Annotated in this window: 18 protein-coding genes, 1 other RNA gene and 1 pseudogene; 4 read left to right on the plus strand and 16 right to left on the minus strand. The window is 64.4% G+C overall.

The features are described 5' to 3' along the window. Positions 1-15: 15 nt before the first annotated feature. The 13 genes and pseudogenes from J7024_RS11535 to gyrA form a co-directional block, all read right to left on the minus strand. Positions 16-450: pseudogene (locus J7024_RS11535) on the minus strand (bifunctional heptose 7-phosphate kinase/heptose 1-phosphate adenyltransferase); the annotation flags it as partial. A gap of 7 nt (positions 451-457) precedes the next feature. Next, positions 458-1,858: a UDP-glucose dehydrogenase family protein gene (locus J7024_RS11540; protein WP_124827924.1), complete on the minus strand. Its 1,401-nt coding sequence runs from the start codon at positions 1,856-1,858 to the stop codon at positions 458-460. A 90-nt stretch (positions 1,859-1,948) separates the two neighbouring features. Then, positions 1,949-3,121, minus strand: coding sequence for a lipopolysaccharide assembly protein LapB (gene lapB / locus J7024_RS11545; protein WP_124827925.1), 1,173 nt, complete (start codon positions 3,119-3,121; stop codon positions 1,949-1,951). A gap of 53 nt (positions 3,122-3,174) precedes the next feature. Continuing rightward, entirely contained in the window at positions 3,175-3,468 is a 294-nt protein-coding gene (locus J7024_RS11550) for a lipopolysaccharide assembly protein LapA domain-containing protein (protein ID WP_124827926.1), read from the minus strand. 210 nt (positions 3,469-3,678) lie between these two features. Then, entirely contained in the window at positions 3,679-4,002 is a 324-nt protein-coding gene (locus tag J7024_RS11555; protein WP_124827927.1) for an integration host factor subunit beta, read from the minus strand. A gap of 22 nt (positions 4,003-4,024) precedes the next feature. Then, positions 4,025-5,737, minus strand: a complete 1,713-nt coding sequence (rpsA, locus tag J7024_RS11560; protein ID WP_096503780.1) for a 30S ribosomal protein S1 — start codon at positions 5,735-5,737, stop codon at positions 4,025-4,027. 141 nt (positions 5,738-5,878) lie between these two features. Next, positions 5,879-6,565 carry a (d)CMP kinase gene (gene cmk / locus J7024_RS11565; RefSeq protein WP_124827928.1) on the minus strand — a complete coding sequence of 229 codons (687 nt, stop codon included), beginning with the start codon at positions 6,563-6,565 and terminating at the stop codon, positions 5,879-5,881. Between the two features lie 13 nt (positions 6,566-6,578). Then, a complete protein-coding gene (aroA, locus tag J7024_RS11570) occupies positions 6,579-7,883 on the minus strand; it encodes a 3-phosphoshikimate 1-carboxyvinyltransferase (RefSeq protein WP_124827929.1) in 1,305 nt (434 codons plus the stop codon). 13 nt (positions 7,884-7,896) lie between these two features. Then, positions 7,897-8,748: a prephenate dehydrogenase/arogenate dehydrogenase family protein gene (locus J7024_RS11575; protein ID WP_442861902.1), complete on the minus strand. Its 852-nt coding sequence runs from the start codon at positions 8,746-8,748 to the stop codon at positions 7,897-7,899. Between the two features lie 187 nt (positions 8,749-8,935). Next, the gene (pheA, locus tag J7024_RS11580) at positions 8,936-10,018 is read right to left on the minus strand and encodes a prephenate dehydratase (protein WP_175751492.1); all 1,083 of its coding nucleotides are present in this window, start codon (positions 10,016-10,018) and stop codon (positions 8,936-8,938) included. 34 nt (positions 10,019-10,052) lie between these two features. Further along, entirely contained in the window at positions 10,053-11,135 is a 1,083-nt protein-coding gene (gene serC, locus J7024_RS11585) for a 3-phosphoserine/phosphohydroxythreonine transaminase (RefSeq protein WP_124827932.1), read from the minus strand. Between the two features lie 172 nt (positions 11,136-11,307). Then, positions 11,308-11,907 (minus strand): DUF2059 domain-containing protein, encoded by a 600-nt coding sequence (locus J7024_RS11590; protein ID WP_040144902.1) that lies wholly within the window; start codon positions 11,905-11,907, stop codon positions 11,308-11,310. Positions 11,908-11,989: 82 nt separating this feature from the next. Continuing rightward, positions 11,990-14,593: a DNA gyrase subunit A gene (gene gyrA, locus J7024_RS11595; RefSeq protein ID WP_124827933.1), complete on the minus strand. Its 2,604-nt coding sequence runs from the start codon at positions 14,591-14,593 to the stop codon at positions 11,990-11,992. A 539-nt stretch (positions 14,594-15,132) separates the two neighbouring features. Here gyrA and ompA point away from each other — a divergent pair. The 4 genes from ompA to ssrA all read left to right on the plus strand — a co-directional run bounded on the left by ompA (position 15,133) and on the right by ssrA (position 17,769). After that, positions 15,133-15,801 carry an outer membrane protein OmpA gene (gene ompA / locus J7024_RS11600; RefSeq protein ID WP_096503732.1) on the plus strand — a complete coding sequence of 223 codons (669 nt, stop codon included), beginning with the start codon at positions 15,133-15,135 and terminating at the stop codon, positions 15,799-15,801. Between the two features lie 152 nt (positions 15,802-15,953). Further along, positions 15,954-16,652: a bifunctional 2-polyprenyl-6-hydroxyphenol methylase/3-demethylubiquinol 3-O-methyltransferase UbiG gene (ubiG, locus tag J7024_RS11605; protein ID WP_175751490.1), complete on the plus strand. Its 699-nt coding sequence runs from the start codon at positions 15,954-15,956 to the stop codon at positions 16,650-16,652. A gap of 13 nt (positions 16,653-16,665) precedes the next feature. Then, entirely contained in the window at positions 16,666-17,382 is a 717-nt protein-coding gene (gene gph / locus J7024_RS11610; protein WP_175751488.1) for a phosphoglycolate phosphatase, read from the plus strand. Positions 17,383-17,399: 17 nt separating this feature from the next. After that, positions 17,400-17,769, plus strand: a transfer-messenger RNA (tmRNA) gene (gene ssrA, locus J7024_RS11615). Between the two features lie 269 nt (positions 17,770-18,038). Here ssrA and J7024_RS11620 read toward each other — a convergent pair. From J7024_RS11620 to J7024_RS11630, 3 genes are all read right to left on the minus strand, one after another. Beyond that, the gene (locus tag J7024_RS11620; RefSeq protein WP_124827935.1) at positions 18,039-18,386 is read right to left on the minus strand and encodes a DUF4148 domain-containing protein; all 348 of its coding nucleotides are present in this window, start codon (positions 18,384-18,386) and stop codon (positions 18,039-18,041) included. Positions 18,387-18,686: 300 nt separating this feature from the next. Continuing rightward, a complete protein-coding gene (locus J7024_RS11625; protein WP_124828086.1) occupies positions 18,687-18,956 on the minus strand; it encodes a hypothetical protein in 270 nt (89 codons plus the stop codon). Between the two features lie 101 nt (positions 18,957-19,057). Further along, complete coding sequence (locus tag J7024_RS11630; protein ID WP_175751480.1) at positions 19,058-20,164, minus strand: substrate-binding domain-containing protein; 1,107 nt, start codon at positions 20,162-20,164, stop codon at positions 19,058-19,060. Positions 20,165-20,168: the final 4 nt, after the last annotated feature.

Below are 20,168 nucleotides of genomic sequence, written 5' to 3' on the forward strand. Positions count from 1 at the left end.
CGGCGGAAGCAGCTAGTCGAAATGCGCGAGCCCGGCAAGCAGCACCTCGTGCGTCGGCGTCGCCTCGAAGTCGACGCGCAGCAGTTGCTGCTGGCGTGCGAGCACGCGCAGCTTGATCGTCGTCGGCAGCGCGGCATCGCGTTCGAGATGGGGCGTCACGCCGCTACTGGCGAGCAGTTCGACGATCCGCTCCCCGGGCTCGTCGCAGCCCACGACGCACAGCAGCCCGGCCTGGGCTCCAAGCGTGACGGCGTTGCGCGCGACGTTGGCCGCACCGCCGAGCCGCTCCTCCTGACGCTGCACGTGCACGACCGGCACCGGCGCTTCCGGGGAAATACGGTCGACGTTGCCGAACCAGTAGCGGTCGAGCATCACGTCGCCCACGACGAGCACACGCGAACGCGCAAGTTGCTCGCGCGGTACCGGCACCACTTCGCGAAGAATAGTCATCGTGCGGTCATCCACGGGAGAGGGGCTGGGGATCGACATGCGGGCGTCCGATCGCGTAGTAATCGATGCCGAGTTCGGCCATCGCATCCGGCTCGTACAGGTTGCGCCCGTCGAAGATCACCGGTGCCTTCAATTCCGTCTTCAGGCGCGTGAAATCCGGGCTCCTGAATTCCTTCCACTCGGTGACGATCACGAGCGCGTCCGCTGCCGTCACGGCCGCATCTTGCGTATCGACGAAATGCAGGCGGGCGAGCGCATCGGACTTTTCGCCGAGATCGAGCGCGAACACACGGCGCGCCTCGTCGATCGCGACCGGGTCGTACGCACGGACGGTCGCGCCACGCCCGAGCAATGCGGCGATCAGGCGGCGGCTCGGCGCCTCGCGCATATCGTCCGTATTCGGCTTGAACGCAAGGCCCCAGACCGCGAATTCGCGGCCGGTCAGATCCGCGCCGAAGCGCTGCTCGATCTTGCCGATCAGCACGTCCTTCTGCGCGGAGTTGGCCGCTTCGACAGCCTCCAGGATGCGCAGCGGCTGGCCGTTCTCGCCGGCGGTGCGGATCAGCGCCTGCACGTCCTTCGGGAAGCACGAGCCGCCGTAACCGACGCCCGCGTACAGGAAGTGATAGCCGATACGCGGATCGGAACCGATCCCGCGGCGCACGGCTTCGATGTCGGCACCGACCTTGTCGGCAAGATTCGACATCTCGTTCATGAACGAGATACGCGTTGCCAGCATTGCGTTCGCCGCATATTTCGCAAATTCCGCCGAACGCACGTCCATATAGATCGTGCGCTCGTGATTGCGGTTGAACGGCGCGTAGAGCTTCTTCATCTTCTCGCGCGCGATCGTGCCCGTCTCGTCGTCGTCGACGCCGATGACGATCCGGTCCGGACGCATGAAGTCCTCGACTGCCGCGCCTTCCTTCAGGAACTCCGGATTCGACACGACCGAGAAGCGATGCGCGACGCTGCCAGCGAGCCCGCGTGCGCCGAGTGCCTCATCGACCACGGCGCGTACGCGTTGCGCGGTGCCGACCGGCACCGTCGACTTGTCGACGATCACCTTGAAGCCCGTCATGTGACGGCCGATGTTGCGCGCGGCCTCGAGCACATATTGCAGGTCGGCCGAGCCGTCCTCGTCGGGCGGCGTGCCGACCGCGATGAACTGGATCTCGCCGTGCGCGACGCTCGCTTCGATGTCGGTCGAGAACTGCAGGCGCCCCGCCGCGCGGTTGCGCGCGATGATGTCCTGCAGACCGGGTTCGTGAATCGGCATCCCGCCGTTGTTCAGGATGTCGATCTTGCGCGGATCGACGTCCAGACAGAAGACGTCGTGACCGATCTCGGCGAGACAGGAACCCGTGACGAGACCGACATAGCCGGTGCCGATGATGGTGATTTTCATAGATGTTCCGGTACTTCCCGGTAATTGACTAACTTGGCCGCCGGACCGAGCCCGGCGGCAACCGCTGCGCGTCGGCGCAGTACGCCGGAATCAGCCCGGCATCGCGGGTTCGACGCGGCGCGGCGCATAGGTTTCCCAACCGCTGCATCCCGGGCACTGCCAGTAGAAGAGCCGGGCACGGAACCCGCAATTCTGGCACGTATAGCGTGGCAGATTTTTGGTGCGCTGCCGGATCAGCGTGCGCATCATTTCGAGTTCCTTGCGGCGCGGCTCGTCGGCCGCCGCGATCTGCGCATCGAGCAGATGCAGCATGCCCGACAGGTTCGGCGCCTTTTCCATCTGCGCGCGCGCGAGCATATGCGCCGCTTCCTGGCCGCGCAGCCCTGCGATGTGCTGGTACGCAATATCAAGCAGGTCGTTCGACGGATAACGATCGACGTAGTCCATCAGCAGCTCGGCGCCCTCGACCGTCTTGCCGAGTGCGACGTAGGCCTTCATCAGTTTGTCGGTGACGAGCGGCAGATAAGCCGGATTCTGCTTTTCCACGCGCTTCCAGTGCTCGATCGCCGCCGCAGGGTCGCCCGCCGCTTCGGCCGCATCGCCCGACAGGATCGTCGCGCGGACGTTCTGGGAGTTCGCGACGAGCGCGAGCTTCAACTGCTCGGCCGCGGCCGCCGCGTTCTTGCGCTGCAGCGCGTCCTGCGCAAGCTCGCAATGGAACTGCGCGATTTCAGTGCCGAGCGACTTCTCGCTCATCGACTCGATGCGCTTCGCGGTATCGATCGACTTGTTCCAGTCCTTCTCGATCTCGTAGATCGTCAGCAGCGCCCGCTGCGCGCCCAGCGCGTAGTCGCCATCGGCGAGCCGATGGAACGCCTCCTCGGCGCGATCGAGCAGCCCTGCCTTCAGAAAATCCTGGCCGAGTTCGTACAGCGCGTGATCGCGCTCGTTGACCGGCAGATCGGTGCGGCTCAGCAGGTTCTGGTGCACGCGGATCGCGCGGTCCGTTTCACCGCGGCGGCGAAACAGGTTGCCGAGCGCGAAGTGCAGTTCGACCGTCTCGGGGTCGAGCTTCGCGACCTCGATGAACGCGTCGATCGCCTTGTCGGGTTGCTCGTTCAACAGAAAATTCAGGCCGCGAAAATACGATCGCGGCAGGTTGGCGCTCTCCGACAGGAGATTCTTCAGGTCATAGCGGGACGCCGCCCAGCCGAGCGCAAACGCCACCGGAATCGCGAGCAACCACCAGAAATCCAGATCCATGCGAAATATCGAAGCAGAGACGAAAACCGCGCGAGGCTCGCGCGGCGTCCGTGTTAAATGACGGGCGGCATCGGCGGCTGGTCGACGACGGTCGGGGTTTCGCGCGCCGCGCGCAGATCGCGCTTCAGGCGTCCGTTCTCGAGACGCAGACGGAAGATCGCGGGCAGCGCGGACAGCAGGCCAGCCAGCAGCCCGACGGCGAAGAACGCGAGACCGATCAGGATCAGCGGCGCCTGCCATGTGTAGCCGGCAAGGAAATTCAGCGTCGCGGTTTGCGTATTGGCCAGCGCGAGCACCAGCAGCAACACGAACACCAATACCCGGATCAGCCAGACGATAAACTTCATGTAGCCCTCTCTTTGTTGAGGTTTGCCGCGGCGCGCGACTCCCCTTCGCGGCGCCGAATCGCCCCGTATTGTAAAGGAAGCGTTTCCGCGTCACCGCACATCCTGCGCGCAGGCGCCTCCACGCGGTCGCCGGAAATGAAAAAAGCGCCCGCAGGGGGCGCTTTTTTCTTCAGCCTTCGCCGGATGGGTTCCGGGCACACCGAACGACGCTCAACGGTCGTCGTCCGGGTCATCAGCTTTCAGCGGCTCGCCGGCGCGGCCGTCGACGCGTTCACGCAATTCCTTGCCGGGCTTGAAGTGCGGCACGAACTTCTCGGGCACCTGCACTTTTTCCCCCGATTTCGGGTTGCGTCCGACGCGCGCCGGGCGACGGTTGAGGCCGAAGCTGCCGAAACCCCGAATTTCAATGCGATGCCCTTTCGCCAGGGCGTCGGACATCGCATCGAGCATCGTTTTCACTGCGAAATCCGCATCCTTGAGGACAAGTTGCGGAAATCGCAATGCCAGCTGCGCGACCAACTCGGATTTGGTCATACTTCAGCAGACCTCGTAAGGCTTACTGGTTCTGGCCGTCGAGCTTCGCCTTCAGCAGCGCGCCGAGGTTGGTCGTACCGGTCGCAGCCGAGCTGGTGTCCGACTGCAGGCCGCGGATCGCTTCCTGTTGTTCAGCCGAATCCTTCGCCTTGATCGACAGGTTGATGCCACGCGACTTGCGATCGATGTTGATCACCATCGCGTTGACCTTGTCGCCTTCCTTCAGCACGTTGCGTGCGTCTTCGACGCGATCCTGCGAGATTTCGGATGCACGCAGGTAGCCTTCGATGTCGCCCGTCAGCGTGATAACCGCGCCCTTCGCATCGACCGACTTCACAACGCCGTCGACGATCGAGCCCTTGTCGTTCATTGCAACGTAGTTGCTGAACGGGTCGCCTTCGAGTTGCTTGATGCCGAGCGAAATGCGCTCCTTCTCGACGTCGATACCGAGCACGATTGCTTCGACTTCGTCGCCCTTCTTGTACTTGCGAACAGCTTCTTCGCCGGCTTCGCTCCACGACAGGTCCGACAGGTGGACCAGGCCGTCGATGCCGCCCGGCAGACCGATGAACACGCCGAAGTCGGTGATCGACTTGATTGCGCCCGTGATCTTGTCGCCCTTCTTGAAGTTGCGGCTGAAGTCATCCCACGGATTCGGCTTGCATTGCTTCATGCCGAGGCTGATACGACGACGGTCTTCGTCGATCTCGAGGACCATGACTTCGACTTCGTCGCCCAGCTGGACAACCTTCGACGGAGCAACGTTCTTGTTGGTCCAGTCCATTTCCGACACGTGGACCAAGCCTTCGATGCCCGATTCCACTTCGACGAATGCGCCGTAGTCGGTAATGTTCGTGACCTTGCCGAACAGGCGCGTGCCCGACGGGTAACGGCGCGAGATGCCTTCCCACGGATCGTCGCCCAGTTGCTTGATGCCCAGCGAGACGCGGTTCTTCTCCTGGTCGAACTTGAGGATCTTCGCGGTGACTTCCTGGCCAACCGACAGGACTTCGCTCGGGTGACGCACACGACGCCATGCGATATCGGTGATGTGCAGCAGGCCGTCGATGCCGCCGAGGTCGACGAACGCGCCGTAGTCGGTGATGTTCTTGACCACGCCGTTGACGATCGCGCCTTCCTTCAGCGTTTCGAGCAGCTTCGCGCGCTCTTCGCCTTGCGTTGCTTCGATCACTGCACGACGCGACAGCACGACGTTGTTACGCTTGCGATCGAGCTTGATCACGCGGAACTCGAGCGTCTTGCCTTCGTACGGGGTCGTGTCCTTGACCGGACGCGTGTCGACCAGCGAACCCGGCAGGAACGCGCGGATGCCGTTGACCATCACGGTCATGCCGCCCTTCACCTTGCCGGTGATCGTGCCGGTGACGAGTTCGTTGTTGTCGAGGGCCTTTTCCAGCGACAGCCACGATGCAAGGCGCTTCGCCTTGTCGCGCGACAGGATCGTGTCGCCGTAGCCGTTTTCGAGCGCGTCGATTGCGACGGACACGAAATCGCCCGACTGCACCTCAACCTCGCCCTGATCGTTCAGGAATTCCTCGATCGGAATGTAAGCCTCGGACTTCAGGCCTGCATTGACGACCACGAAGTTGTGGTCGACGCGCACGACTTCGGCGGAAATCACTTCGCCGGCGCGCATGTCTTGACGGGTCAGCGACTCTTCGAACAGAGCCGCAAAGGATTCGGTATTCGGGGTGGAGGTTTGCAGGTCGGACATAAAAATCTGATTGTGCATGGATCGCTGTGCCACGCCGGCCGGAATGGCAGGCTGAAAGGGCCAGATCGAGGCCATACGGGGTTAAGGGTTTGAAACACGCTCCACGCTTGCGGCGCGGAGCACCTACCGCTGCCTGCCTTCTCAGGCCGGCTGACCGAGCGCCCGGTACCACTGCAGCACATGGTCGACGGCTTCATCGACCGACAGCGCTGACGTATCGAGCAGCTTGGCATCTGCCGCGGGCTTCAGCGGCGCGGCCGCGCGATTGCTATCGCGCGCGTCACGTTCACGCAGATCCCGGAGCAAGTTATCTATATTAGCAGAAAAACCTTTTTGCATCAATTGCTTATGCCGTCTGGCCGCGCGTGCCTCGGCGCTGGCCGTCAGGAACACCTTCAGCACCGCATCCGGGAAGATCACGGTGCCCATGTCGCGCCCGTCGGCAACGAGGCCCGGCGTCTTGCGGAACGCGCGCTGGCGCGCGACGAGCGCGGTACGCACCGGCCCGTGCACGGCAATGGCGGACGCGCGGTTGCCCACCGCTTCGGCGCGGATGTCGTTCGACACGTCGACGCCGTCGAGCTGCGCGCAGCCTTCGCGAAACGTGATGTGTAGATCGTCGATCAGTTTTACAAGCGCGTCGATGTCCTCCGCCGCGATGCCGTAGCGTACGCTCGCGAGCGCCGCGAGACGGTACAGCGCGCCGCTGTCGAGCAAGTGGAAGCCCAGATGGGCAGCGACGAGCGCCGCGACGGTGCCCTTGCCGGAAGCAGTCGGGCCGTCGATCGTGATGACGGGAGTCGGGTGAAAGGGTCGGGTCGATTTCATCGGGTCAGTCGGGTCAGGCTTTGGCGAGCGCGGCGAAGCGGTCGAAATAGTCGGGGAACGTCTTGCCGACGCACTTCGGGTCGTTGATCCGGACCGGCACACCGCCCAGGCTGACGAGCGAGAAGCACATCGCCATCCGGTGATCGTCGTACGTGTCGATCGCTGCGTTCGGCGTGAGCTGTTGCGGCGGCGTGACGACGAGATAGTCGGCGCCCTCCTCGACGATCGCACCGACCTTGCGCAGTTCGGTCGCCATCGCGGCGATGCGGTCGGTCTCCTTCACGCGCCAGCTCGCGATGTTGCGCAGCGTGCTCGTGCCGCTCGCGAACAGCGCCGCGACCGCGATGGTCATCGCCGCGTCGGGAATCAGGTTGAAGTCCATGTCGATCGGCTCGAGCTTGCCGTGGTCGTGGCCGATGCCGCGCACCTCGATCCAGTCGTCGCCCATCGACACGTTCGCGCCCATCTGCATCAGCGCGTTAGCGAAGCCGACGTCGCCCTGGATGCTCGCGCGCCCTACGCCCTCGACGCGCAGCGGGCCGCCGCCGAGCGCGCCGGCCGCGAGGAAGTACGAGGCCGACGACGCATCGCCCTCGACCATGATCCGGCCCGGCGAACGATAGCGCACGCCAGCCGGCACGATGAAGCGTTGCCAGCCGTCGCGCTCGACGCTCACGCCGAAGCGCTCCATCAGCCGGATCGTGATGTCGATGTACGGCTTCGAGATCAGCTCGCCGTCGACTTCGACGACGGTCTTTCCGTCCTTCGCCTTCACGAGCGGCAGCGTCATCAACAGCGCGGTGAGGAACTGGCTTGACACGTCGCCGCGCACGCTGATCGGCGCGTCGACCGTAACGGTCGCGGGCTTGATCCGCAGCGGCGGATAGCCTTCGTTCAGTTCGTAGTCGATCTGCGCGCCGATCTGCCGCAGGCCGTCGACGAGATCGCCGATCGGCCGCTCGTGCATGCGCGGCACGCCGTGCACGCGATAGTCGCCGCCGTTGACCGCGAGCGCGGCCGTCAGCGGCCGCACGGCCGTGCCCGCGTTGCCGAGGAACAGATCGGCCGTCTTCGCGGTGAATGCGCCGCGCGTGCCGGCGACGACACAGGTGTCGCCTTCGCGATCGAGCTTCACGCCGAGCTTGCCGAGCGCATCGAGCATCACGCGCGTGTCGTCTGAATCCAGCAGGTTGGTGATCGTCGTGTCGCCTTCGGCGAGCGCCGCGAGCAGCAGCACGCGGTTCGAGATGCTCTTCGAGCCGGGCAGGCGCACGGTGCCCGCTGCGCTGGAATACGGGCCGAGATCGAGATAGTCCATGGGAATCGTCCTGTTATTTCTTGACCGGTTCGGCAGCGGGCTGCGCACCGCGCTCCTGCCATGCCTTGCGTGCGGCGCGCGAGCGCGCGAACACGGCTTCGAGCGCCGCGCCGTCGCCGGCGTCGATCGCATCGCGCAGCCGTGCGAGCACGCGCGTATACCCGTCGAGTTCGTCGAGCAGCGCCGCACGATTCGCGACGCACACGTCGCGCCACATTTCGGGGCTCGACGCCGCGATCCGCGTGAAATCGCGGAAACCGCCGGCCGCGTACGAGAATTTCAGTTCGGCGTCCGCCTCGCCGAGAATCTGCTCGACGAGCGCGAACGACAACACGTGCGGCAGATGGCTGATCGACGCAAACACGCGATCGTGCTGCGCCGTGCTCATCATGCGCACATCGGCGCCGGTCGCCCGCCACATCGCGTCGATCCGCGCGACCGATTCGCGAGCATTCTCCGGCAGCGGACACAGCACGACGTTGCGGCCGACGTACAGATCCGGCAGTGCGGCTTCGACGCCGCTCGACTCGCGCCCGGCGATCGGATGCCCCGGCACGAACTGCGCGATCCGCTCGCCGAGCGCTGCGCGCGCGGCCGCGACGACGTCGGACTTGGTGCTGCCCGCATCGGTCACGATCGTCGCATCGCCGAGCCACGGCGCGATACGTGCGAGCAGCGGGCCCGTTTGCGCGACCGGCGCGGCCAGCAGCACGAGATCCGCACCAGCCAGCGCGTCGCGCAATTGCGCGTCGTCGTCGAGCGCGGCCGCGCGATCGATCACACCGAGCGCCAGCGCGCGTTCGACCGAGGCACGCGAGCGGCCGACGCCGAAGATGACCAATTTGTTGAATGCAAAGCCTGACACGACAAGAGCCAAGTGACGCACGCGGAACAACGCCCCGCGCACGGAAGTCCAGATTCCGGGCAACGGGCCCGCATCCGACTCGATCTGCGCCGGATACCACCCGAACCCGCCTTCGGCAGCGCCGTCCGGCCTGCCTTGCCCGCTTCGCCGCGCCGCCTGCGCGTGGCAGGTGACGGGCCGCTGCGCGTCAGCGCGCGCGCGGATACGAACCGAGTATCTTCAGGAACGCGGCCTTCTGGCCGAGCTCCGCGAGCGCGGCGGCCACGGCCGCCTCGTCCCGGTGCCCTTCGATGTCGATGTAGAAGTAATACTCCCACGTGCCGACGCGCGCAGGACGCGATTCGAAGCGCGTCATCGACACGCCGTGCCGCGCGAGCGGTTCGAGCAGCTTGAATACGGCGCCCGGCTCGTTCTTCACCGAGACGATCAGCGACGTCTGGTCGTGACCGCTCTGCCCCGCCGGCTGCTTGCCGATGATCACGAAGCGCGTGCGATTGTGCGGATCATCCTGAATCAGCGAGAACGCGATCTGCAGCCCGTAGTGCGCGGCCGCGCGATCGCCGGCGATCGCCGCGACGCTCGGGTCGGCCGCGGCGAGACGCGCGGCCTCGGCGTTGCTCGACACGGCCTGCCGCTCGAGTTGTGGCGCGTTCGCGGCCAGCCACTGCTGGCATTGCGCGAGCGCCTGCGCATGCGCGCATACGCGCGTCACGCCTTCGAGCGTGCCGTTCTGCGTGAGCAGGTTGTGATGGATCGGCAATGCGAGCTCGCCACTGATCAGCAACTGCGTCTGCAGCAGCAGGTCGAGCGTGCGCGATACGGCGCCTTCGGTCGAATTCTCGACCGGTGCGATGCCGAATGCGGACGCGCCGGCTTCGACCGAGCGGAAGACCTCGTCGATCGACGGACACGGGAGCCCTTCGATCGATTGGCCGAAATACTCGAACATCGCCTGCTCGCTGTATGTGCCGACGGGCCCGAGAAACGCGACGTGGATCGTCTGCTCGAGCGCGCGACTCGCGGCCATGATCTCGCGCCAGATGGCGCTGATGTGCTCGCTCGCGAGCGGCCCCGCGCTCATGTCCTGCAGGCGCGCGATCACCTGCAGCTCGCGCTCCGGCCGGAACACCGGCGCGTTGAAATGCTTCTTGACCTCGCCCACCTCCAGCGCCACCGCGGCGCGCTGGTTCAGGAGCGCGATCAGCTGCGCGTCGATCGCGTCGATACGATCACGCAGCGGTTTCAGGCGGGAATTCAGTTCGTCGTCCATGCGTAGTTGCCGTGCTGTTTGAGCCGCGTCGCCGTCAGGCGCCGCGCTGCTCGAAGTCCTTCATGTACTCGACGAGCGCTTTCACGCCCTCGAGCGGCACCGCGTTGTAGATCGACGCCCGCATGCCGCCGACGGACTTGTGGCCCTTCAGCTGCAGCAGCCCGCGCGCCTTTGCGCCGGCAAGGAAGTCTTCGTTGCGCGTTTCGTCGGCCAGGAAAAAGGGCACGTTCATCCGCGAACGTACCGCCGGCTCGACCTTGTTCAGATAGAAGCTGCTCCCATCGATCGTGTCGTAGAGCAGCTTGGCCTTCTCAATATTTCGTGCCTCCATCGCCTCGAGGCCACCCTGCCGCTTCAGCCACTGGAACACGAGGCCCGCGATATAGATCGCATAGGTGGGCGGCGTGTTGTACAGCGAGTTGTTCGCGGCGACGGTCTTCCATTCGAATGCGGACGGACAGATCGGCTGCGCGCGATCGAGCAGATCCTCGCGCACGATCAGCACCGTCACGCCGGCCATCCCGATGTTCTTCTGCGCGCCGCCGAACAGCACGCCGTATTTCGCGACGTCCATCGGGCGCGACAGGATGTGCGACGACACATCCGCGACGAGCGGCACGTCGCCGAGATCCGGAATCTCGAACGTCTCGACGCCGTCGATCGTTTCGTTCGTACACAGATGCACGTAGGCGGGATCGTCCGACAGCTGCCACTCGGCGCGGCCCGGCGCGCGCGTGAACCCGTCGGCCGTCTTGCCCGACGCGGCCAGATGCGGCGTGCCGTATTTCTTCGCCTCGTTGAACGACTTCTGCGACCACGAGCCCGTCACGACGAAGTCGGCCGTCTTGCGCGAGCCGAGCAGGTTCATCGGCACGATCGCGTTCTCGGCAATACCGCCGCCCTGCAGGAACAGGATCCGGTGGCTCGCCGGCACGCCGAGCAACTCGCGCAGGTCGGCGAGCGCCGCCTCGTGGATCGACATGAACTCCTTGCCGCGGTGGCTCATCTCCATCACGCTCATGCCGCTGCCATGCCAGTCGAGCATTTCGTCGGCAGCCTGCCGCAACACTTCCTCTGGCAGCGCCGCAGGGCCGGCGGAGAAATTAAAGACGCGCATCGTGAAAACCTCGGGAGGGACGCGACCGGCGGCTTGCCGCCGCATGTCAGTTGCAATTGAGCCGCGCCAAAAAAGGAATGGCCGTTTGCGCTCGCGCGCAAACGGCCATTATCGCACTGTCATCAGGCTCCCGCCAAACCCGGCCGAACGGCCGGGCGCGTGCCCGGACGGCTTACTTGCCCGGCTTGACTGCCGCGACTTCCTTGTCAGCCTGTGCACGCGTTGCCTGGATCGCTTGCGGCATGTACTTCTGCATCAGGCCGTTGACCACGTCGCGGCCAACCTGATCCTGAACCTGGATGAACTTGCGGCCCGTCGGGCTCTTGTAGAACGTCGTCAGATCCTTGATCTCCGACGTGCTGTAGTACTTCGCGTATGCGTCGTACTGGGCCGACATCGCGTCGTTCTGGAACTGCTGCGTACCGAACACCTTGCCTGCGCCGTCAACCAGCTTCGGCACCGCGTTCTTCTGCAGCGTCGGCACGGCAGCCTGCTTCTGCTTATCGTTCAGCGTCTTGTTTTCCGACAGCGCGTCCGACAGGATCGCCGGAACGAGTTGCTTTGCCTGCATTTCGGCGCTATTGCCGATAGCCGACACGAGCTTCGGCGCGTCGATCGCGTCGAGCAGATCCTTGATCGCCGCCTTCTTGTCGGCATCGATCGGCGCAGCTGCTGCGGTTGCAGCCGGTGCTGAATTCGACAGCGCTTGCGCCATCGCAAACGTCGGCACCAGTGCAGCCAGCAGAACCAGTTGCTTGAATTGCTTTTGCATCATCACTCCCTCTTGGAAATATGAATGGTTGCTCGCCGACCGCGGCGTCTTACGCCTGCGGCGGCTCGAGTCTCATCCGTTCTCAGGCTTCGCCGTCCGACGCCTCGTCGGCCTCGCCATCGCCCTCTTCGGCTTCCGCGATCTGCTGCAGGCCGGAGAGCTTGGTACCCTCATCGAGACTGATGAGTGTAACACCTTGCGTAGCGCGCCCCATCTCGCGAACCTCGGACACACGGGTACGAATCAAAACGCCCGCGGTCGTGATCAGCATGATCTGATCCTCGGCGTCGACGAGCGTCGCGGCGACGACCTTGCCGTTGCGCTCGGACGTCTGGATCGCGATCATCCCCTTCGTGCCGCGGCCGTGACGCGTGTACTCCGTAATCGGCGTGCGCTTGCCGTAGCCGTTCTCGGTCGCGGTGAGCACGGTCTGCTCTTCGCTGCCGGCGACCAGCAGCGCGATGACCTGCTGCCCGTCCTCGAGCTGCATGCCGCGTACGCCGCGCGCTTCGCGACCCATCGGGCGCACGTCGTTCTCGTCGAAGCGCACGGCCTTGCCGGCGTCGGAGAACAGCATCACGTCGTGCGCGCCATCGGTGATCGATGCGCCGATCAGGTAGTCGCCCTCGTCGAGGCCGACCGCGATGATGCCCTTCTTCATCGGGCGGCTGAATGCTTCGAGCGGCGTCTTCTTCACGGTGCCGAGCGACGTCGCCATGAAGATGAACTTGTCGGCCGAGAACTCCTTGACCGGCAGCACGACGTTGATCTTCTCACCGTCCTGCAGCGGGAACATGTTGACGATCGGGCGACCGCGCGAGTTGCGCGAGCCCTGCGGCACTTCATAGACCTTGACCCAGTACACGCGACCGCGGTTCGAGAAGCACAGGATGTAATCGTGCGTGTTCGCAATGAACAGCGTTTCGATCCAGTCGTCTTCCTTCATCTGCGTCGCTTGCTTGCCGCGACCGCCGCGCTTCTGCGCGCGATACTCGGACAGCGGCTGCGACTTCACGTAACCAGCGTGCGACATGGTGACGACCATGTCCTGCGGCGTGATCAGGTCTTCCGTATTCAGTTCGGTTGCGTTCAGCTCGATCTTCGAGCGGCGCGCGTCGCCGAATTCGGCCTTCACCGTCGTCAGCTCTTCGCCGATCATCGTCGTGATCCGCTCGGGGCGCGCGAGGATGTCCAGCAGGTCGGCGATCTGCGCCATCACTTCGCGATACTCGCCGATGATCTTGTCCTGCTCGAGACCGGTCAGGCGTTGCAGACGCATCTGCAGGATTTCCTGCGCCTGCGTGTCGGAAAGGCGATACAGCCCGTCGGCCTGCATCCCGAACGCCGGGTTCAGGCCTTCCGGACGATATGCGGAGCGGCCGCCTGCCGCGGCGTTGTCCGTCTCGGCACGCGTGAGCATCTCGCGCACGAGCGACGAATCCCACGGCTTCGCCATCAACTCCTGCTTCGCGATCGGCGGCGTCGGCGCGGCCTTGATGATCGCGATGAATTCGTCGATGTTCGCAAGCGCGACCGCGAGACCTTCGAGCACGTGGCCGCGTTCGCGGGCCTTGCGCAGCTCGTAGATCGTGCGGCGCGTCAGCACTTCGCGTCGATGCGACAGGAAGCACTGCAGGATTTCCTTCAGATTCAGCAGCTTCGGCTGGCCGTCGACGAGCGCGACCATGTTCATGCCGAACGTGTCCTGCAGCTGCGTCGCCTTGTACAGGTTGTTCAGCACCACTTCAGGCACTTCGCCGCGCTTCAGCTCGATCACGACGCGCATGCCGCTCTTGTCGGACTCGTCGCGAATGTCGGAGATGCCTTCGAGCTTCTTCTCGTTGACGAGTTCGGCGATACGCTCGAGCAGCGAGCGCTTGTTGACCTGGTACGGCAGTTCGTCGACGATGATCGCCATCCGCTGGCCGCGGTCGATCTCCTCGAAGTGCGTGGCCGCGCGCATCACGACGCGACCGCGCCCGGTGCGGTAGCCATCGCGCACGCCGGCGACGCCATAGATGATGCCGGCCGTCGGAAAGTCCGGCGCCGGGATGATCTCGATCAGCTCGTCGATCGTCGCGTCGGGGTTGCCCAGCAGATGCTGGCACGCGTCGACGACTTCGTTCAGGTTGTGCGGCGGAATGTTGGTCGCCATGCCGACCGCGATGCCCGACGAGCCGTTGATCAGCAGGTTCGGAATGCGCGACGGCAGAACCGACGGCTGCGTCTCGTTGCCGTCGTAGTTCGGCTCGAAGTCGACCGTTTCCTTATCGATGTCGGCAAGCAGCTCATGACCGATCTTCGCCATGCGAATTTCGGTGTAGCGCATCGCCGCGGCATTGTCGCCGTCGATCGAGCCGAAGTTGCCCTGCCCGTCGATCAGCATGTAGCGCAGCGAGAAGTCCTGCGCCATCCGCACGATCGTGTCGTATACCGCGGTATCGCCGTGAGGGTGATACTTACCGATCACGTCACCGACGATACGCGCCGATTTCTTGTACGCGCGGTTCCAGTCGTTGTTCAGTTCGTGCATCGCGAACAGTACGCGCCGGTGCACGGGCTTCAGGCCATCGCGGACATCCGGAAGGGCACGTCCGACGATCACGCTCATCGCGTAATCGAGATACGAACGGCGCATTTCCTCCTCTAGGGAGGTGGGCAGGGTCTCTTTGGCGAATTGATCCATGTATCCGTATCGTTTCGGAGCGAAGACGGCGAACGCCTTTCGCGTGGGCGCTGCATGCGCAACGCAACGCGAGATTCTAACATGCGCCCATCAGCCGCCAATTCGCCGGCCACACACTATATGTAAACAGCAAAAATCGTGGCCACGGCGACACGGGCCGGATCGACCGCGATCGTACCCTTCAAGACGGACCAGGGTTGCACCGGATCCGCGCCAAGCCCGCGAGTAAACCACTTGCCGGCCTTCCCGCAATTTCGCGCGCCCGCTCTTGACAATCTCTAAAAGTTACGGCAGGCCGGTGTTGCGCATGCACCACAAACGTTGAGGCGATCTTGGGGTGGGGAGGATTTTTTTTCGTAGGAAGGGAACGATATGGCAAAATGCCAACGCACTGAAAGTTAGACGCTGCTCGAAGTCTACACAGAGCGGTGCCGCGTTTTTTGTGCCGCACCAATGTTATACTTCGAGCAATGTATGACTTGTCACCGTCAACAGGCTCGCAGTAAACCTGCGGTAATCTCAATTTCGAGAGGAGAAATATGAATAAACTTTCAAAGCTCGCGTTCATTGCAGCTACCGCAGTTATGGCTGCATCCGCTTCGGCACAGTCGGTGCCGGCGTCGCGTCAAGCCGTCAACGACAACTGGGTGAACGGCACGGGCGAATGGGTGTGGATGAACGGCACGAACGAGCTCTGCTGGCGTGACGCATTCTGGACGCCGGCCACCGCCAACGCGAAGTGCGATGGCGCACTGGTCGCCCAGGCACCGCAGCCGCCGGTCGCTCCGGTCGCTCCGGCCATCACGAGCCAGAAGATCACGTACCAAGCCGACGCACTGTTCGACTTCGACAAGGCAACGCTGAAGCCGGCCGGCAAGCAAAAGCTGGACGAACTGGCTTCGAAGATCGAAGGCATGAACACGGAAGTGGTCGTCGCAACGGGCTACACGGACCGCATCGGTTCGGACAAGTACAACGATCGTCTGTCGCTGCGCCGTGCGCAAGCTGTCAAGTCGTACCTGGTCAGCAAGGGCGTTCCGTCGAACAAGATCTACACGGAAGGCAAGGGCAAGCGCAACCCGGTTACGACTGGCTGCAACCAGAAGAACCGCAAGCAGCTGATCGCCTGCCTCGCACCGGACCGCCGCGTGGAAGTCGAAGTGGTCGGTACGCAAGAAGTCCAGAAGACGACCGTTCCGGCAAACTAAGCCGCGGTTTTCGACTGCTTCAAAGCCCCGCTCCGGCGGGGCTTTTTCTTTGACGCCCGCTCAGGCGCTCGCTGGCCTCGTCGTCCGCCCGCTTATATACTCGGGGCTGACGTACCGACGCACCGCCCTCCTTCCGTAGCCCGTTTGCCGACATGACCAACGCCGATCCGCACGAACTCCAGAAATTCAGCGACCTCGCCCATCGGTGGTGGGATCCGAATGCCGAATTCAAGCCTCTGCATGACCTGAACCCGGTCCGGCTCGGCTGGATCGACGCACATGCCCACCTGGCCGGCAAGCGCGCACTCGATATCGGCTGTGGCGGCGGCATCCTGTCCGAATCGATGGCCGGACTCGGCGCGCAGGTGAAAGGCATCGACCTGTCGACCGAAGCGCTCGGCGTCGCCGACCTGCACAGCCTCGAAAGCGGCATCGCGGTCGACTACGAGGCGATCGCCGCCGAGGCGATCGCCGAACGTGAGCCGGGCAGCTACGACGTGGTCACCTGCATGGAGATGCTCGAGCACGTGCCGTCGCCCGCCGGCGTGGTTTCCGCGTGCGCGACGCTCGTGAAGCCGGGCGGCTGGGTGTTCTTCTCGACGCTGAACCGCAACCTGAAGTCGTACCTGTTCGCCGTGATCGGCGCGGAATACATCGCACAAATGCTGCCCAAGGGCACCCACGACTACGCGCGCTTCATCCGCCCGTCGGAACTGGCCGGCTTCGTGCGCGCGACGGATCTGCACATCGTCGACATCAAGGGCATCACCTATCATCCGATCGGCAAGCGCTTCGCGCTGTCGAACGACACCGACATCAACTACCTCGTCGCGTGCCGCCGCGGCGCGTGACCTTCCGACCGGCATGACGACTCCTCTTTCGACCGCGCAGGCCGCACTCGATGAGCCGCGCCTGCTGCACTGCGATGCGGTGCTGTTCGACCTCGACGGCACGCTCGCCGACACCGCCCCCGATCTCGCGGCGGCCGTACACAAGATGCAGCGGGTGCGTGACCTGCCGGAAACACCGCTCGACGTGCTGCGGCCGCTGGCATCCGCCGGTGCGCGCGGCCTGCTCGGCGGTGCATTCGGCATCAACCCGCAAACGCCCGGCTACGAAGCGATGCGCGACGAGTTCCTGGCCAATTACGCAACGGACATCTGCGTGCACACGTCGCTGTTCCCCGGCATCGGCGATGTGCTCGACGAACTCGATGCGCGCGGCGTGCGCTGGGGCATCGTCACGAACAAGGTGATGCGCCTCACCACTCCGCTCGTCGAGCTGCTCGGCCTCGCGCAGCGCGCGGGCTGCGTCGTCGGCGGAGACACGACGCCACACCCGAAGCCGCATCCGGCCCCGCTGCTGCATGCGGCCAAGCGCTTGTCGCTCGCGCCGGAGCGCATTGCCTATGTCGGCGACGATCTTCGCGACATCCAGGCCGGCAGCGCGGCAGGCATGGCGACGGTCGCGGCCGCGTACGGCTATTGCGGCGACGGCGCCGCGCCAGCCGACTGGCAAGCACAGCATCTCGTCGGCACGACGCAGCAACTGCGCGAACTGCTGCGCCATGTTGGGATATAATGATTGATCTTATCCGCGGGGGCGACCTGGTTTCGACAGGGGTTGTGAAGCGGCTAGGGCATGTCGAGGACCCGTCACCTCGTTAATCAATGGGAAAATCGTAACTGCAAACGACGATACGTTCGCACTGGCAGCCTAACGGCCGCCGTCCTCTGCCTAGTTCACTGACGGGCTAGTGTCGCAAGACCGGTAGCAATACCGACAGAGGTCATTTACGTCAGTTAAGCCCTGTCGGCGTCGCGACGCCAGGGTCGAAAACCTAGCGAATCGCCGTAGTGCAGCGTGTTCGTCCGCGTCGCTGCGGTTAAATCAAATGACTGAACTAAACATGTAGAACTAGTCGTGGAGCGCTTCTGGACGCGGGTTCGATTCCCGCCGCCTCCACCAAATTCCGCGCTTGACGCACGAACCCCGCACGACGCAAGTCTGCGGGGTTTTTTGTTGCCGGTGAAACCACACGTCCCGCTCCTTCCGAAAAAGCGCCCAGCCACGGACGGGCCGGGCGGAATGCCGCCGGTATTCCGGCGACAGGAGGTGACGGGTGTTCGGTGCCGCCCGCGCGGTCATCGACCGCCGAACGGCGTGCTGCCCGGCACCGCAACCGGGGCGCGACGCGTCGTCGCAACCGGCACGCGGCCCACCGGGCGATGCACGACTTAGCTGCCGCGATACAGCGACTTCATTTCTTCAGCACTGGCCGGGCGCACGCCCATTGCGCGCGAACCCGATGCCGATGCGCCTTGCGCTTGCGCGCCGTACCCGCTGGCGTCGACGCCTTGTGCCTGGGCGAGGCGCTGCTGCTCTGCGACACGAGCGGTGGCAGCCTGGATGGCTTCCGGATAGTGCGGATCTTCGCCGCGGGCAGTGTTGTAACCCGCTTGCTGCAGTTGAACCAGTTCGGCGCGAACCTGTGCACGGGTGAGTGCCGAGCCGGACTGCGCGAACGACACGACCGGGGCAACGAGAGCGGCAGCAACGACAACGGCTTGAACGAGCGACTTCATGATGACCTACCTCCACATTTGTCTGTTTTCGCGGTGGACACCTCGTTCACCGCTGACAGACCAAAGTTTATGTAGGTGAGTGCTTAAGAATAAGGCAGGTTTGTGGAAGACATTCTTCCTGAATCAAGGGTTAACCCTAGATTCCACCCTCCTCGTTTGCCGCATTGCATGTCGATGCACCATAAAGCACGAGCCCCGCGAAGCAGCAAGCTTCGCGGGGCTCGAAGAGAACCGCACGGACCCCGTGTGGCCATCGGTCAGGCGCGTGCCCGCAACCTTGCAGCGCGCCTGCGCCGATCTTTACTGGCTATCCATCGGGCACTTCAAGTTGCAGCCGTCCGGGTCACCCATGTCACCCTTGCGACGCAGCGCCGACTTCTTGCCGGACTGATATTTCTGCGACGGCGCCGACGCAGCGAACGGCATCTGCGGATGCTCGTTCAGGCGAAACTGGTCGCTCAGGATGCCGCCGGGTACGCCCGGCGAATTCTGCGCAAATGCAAACGGCGATACGGCGACCAGAAGCCCCGCGGTCAACGCTGCCGCGGAGAGGTGAACGGAAAGTTTCATGGCGGGATGACGCCTGAACGGCGTGCTTGTTGGAACGTTGATCAAGCGGCAAGCGTAGCGCAAATCCCCCGCTGCTGCAGCGCGATCCAATCCGGGCCTCGTTACCGTGCATTGCCGTCCGGCGCAGCCGCGCCGTCGCTGCCGGCCAGCCCCGTCGCGATGCCGGTCAGCGTTCCGCATGCCGCCGGATCGTAACCGTCGAGATGTGCGACGCGCTCGACGAAACGCGCATCGCGCAGCAATGCCAGCACCCCGGCGAGCGGCCGCGAGCCAAGCCGCGCGCGCTCGCACGCGAAGTAATAGTCCTCGTCGACGACCGGGATAAAGTCGAGCCCGAAGTGATGCGCGGCCGGCTCGACGCCGAAGCCGAGATCGGCCATCCCGCTTGCGACGAACGCCGCGATTGCCGAGTGCGTGAGCTCGGCCGACGCATAGCCGTCGATGCGCTCGGGATCGATGCCGATCGCGCGCAGCGCAAGATCCAGCAGCATCCGGGTGCCCGACCCTGGCTGCCGATTGACGAAACGAATGTCGCTGCGGGCGAGATCGGCAAGCCCGCAGACCTGCTTGGGATTGCCCCGCGGCACGAACAACCCTTGCTGGCGACGCGTCAGATGAATGAGCACGTGACGCGTATCGTCGAGCCATGGCCGGTAGATCTGCGCACACTGCTCACGGAACGCGCCGCGTGGCAGATGGAAGCCGGCCAACTCGCATTCGCCGCGCGCGAGCGCCTGGACGGCCTCGACGCTCTCCCGATACTTGATGTCGACGGCTGCCTGCGCGTCGACGAGCGCGGAAACGAGTGTCGCGACCGCGTAGCCGTGCGACGCATGGATGCGCACGGCGCCGTCGCGCTGCGCGAGCCGCCGGTTCAGGTCGCTCGCCACTTCGGCCGCCAGCGCGCGCAAGTTGCCGTCGAGACGACTGCGCGCGAGGCGCTGCGCGTCGACGATCGCCTGCCCGAGTTCCGACAGCGTCGATCCCTTGCCGCGCGCGGTTTCGATCAACGCCGCGCCGACGCACGCCTCCAGCGCGCGCAGCATGCCCCAAGCGTGCCGATACGACAACCCTTTCGCCTGCGCGGCCTGCGCGATGCTGCCTGTGTCGGCCACCAGTTCCAGCAACGGCGCGACGTCCGACAGACTGGCCGTGCGGCCCTCGGTGTCGCGTACGGTCAGATACGCGTCGCATTCGATTTGAATCAATTAT

The organism is Burkholderia sp. WTPI3 (assembly GCF_021483755.1).
Taxonomy (GTDB): Bacteria; Pseudomonadota; Gammaproteobacteria; order Burkholderiales; family Burkholderiaceae; genus Burkholderia.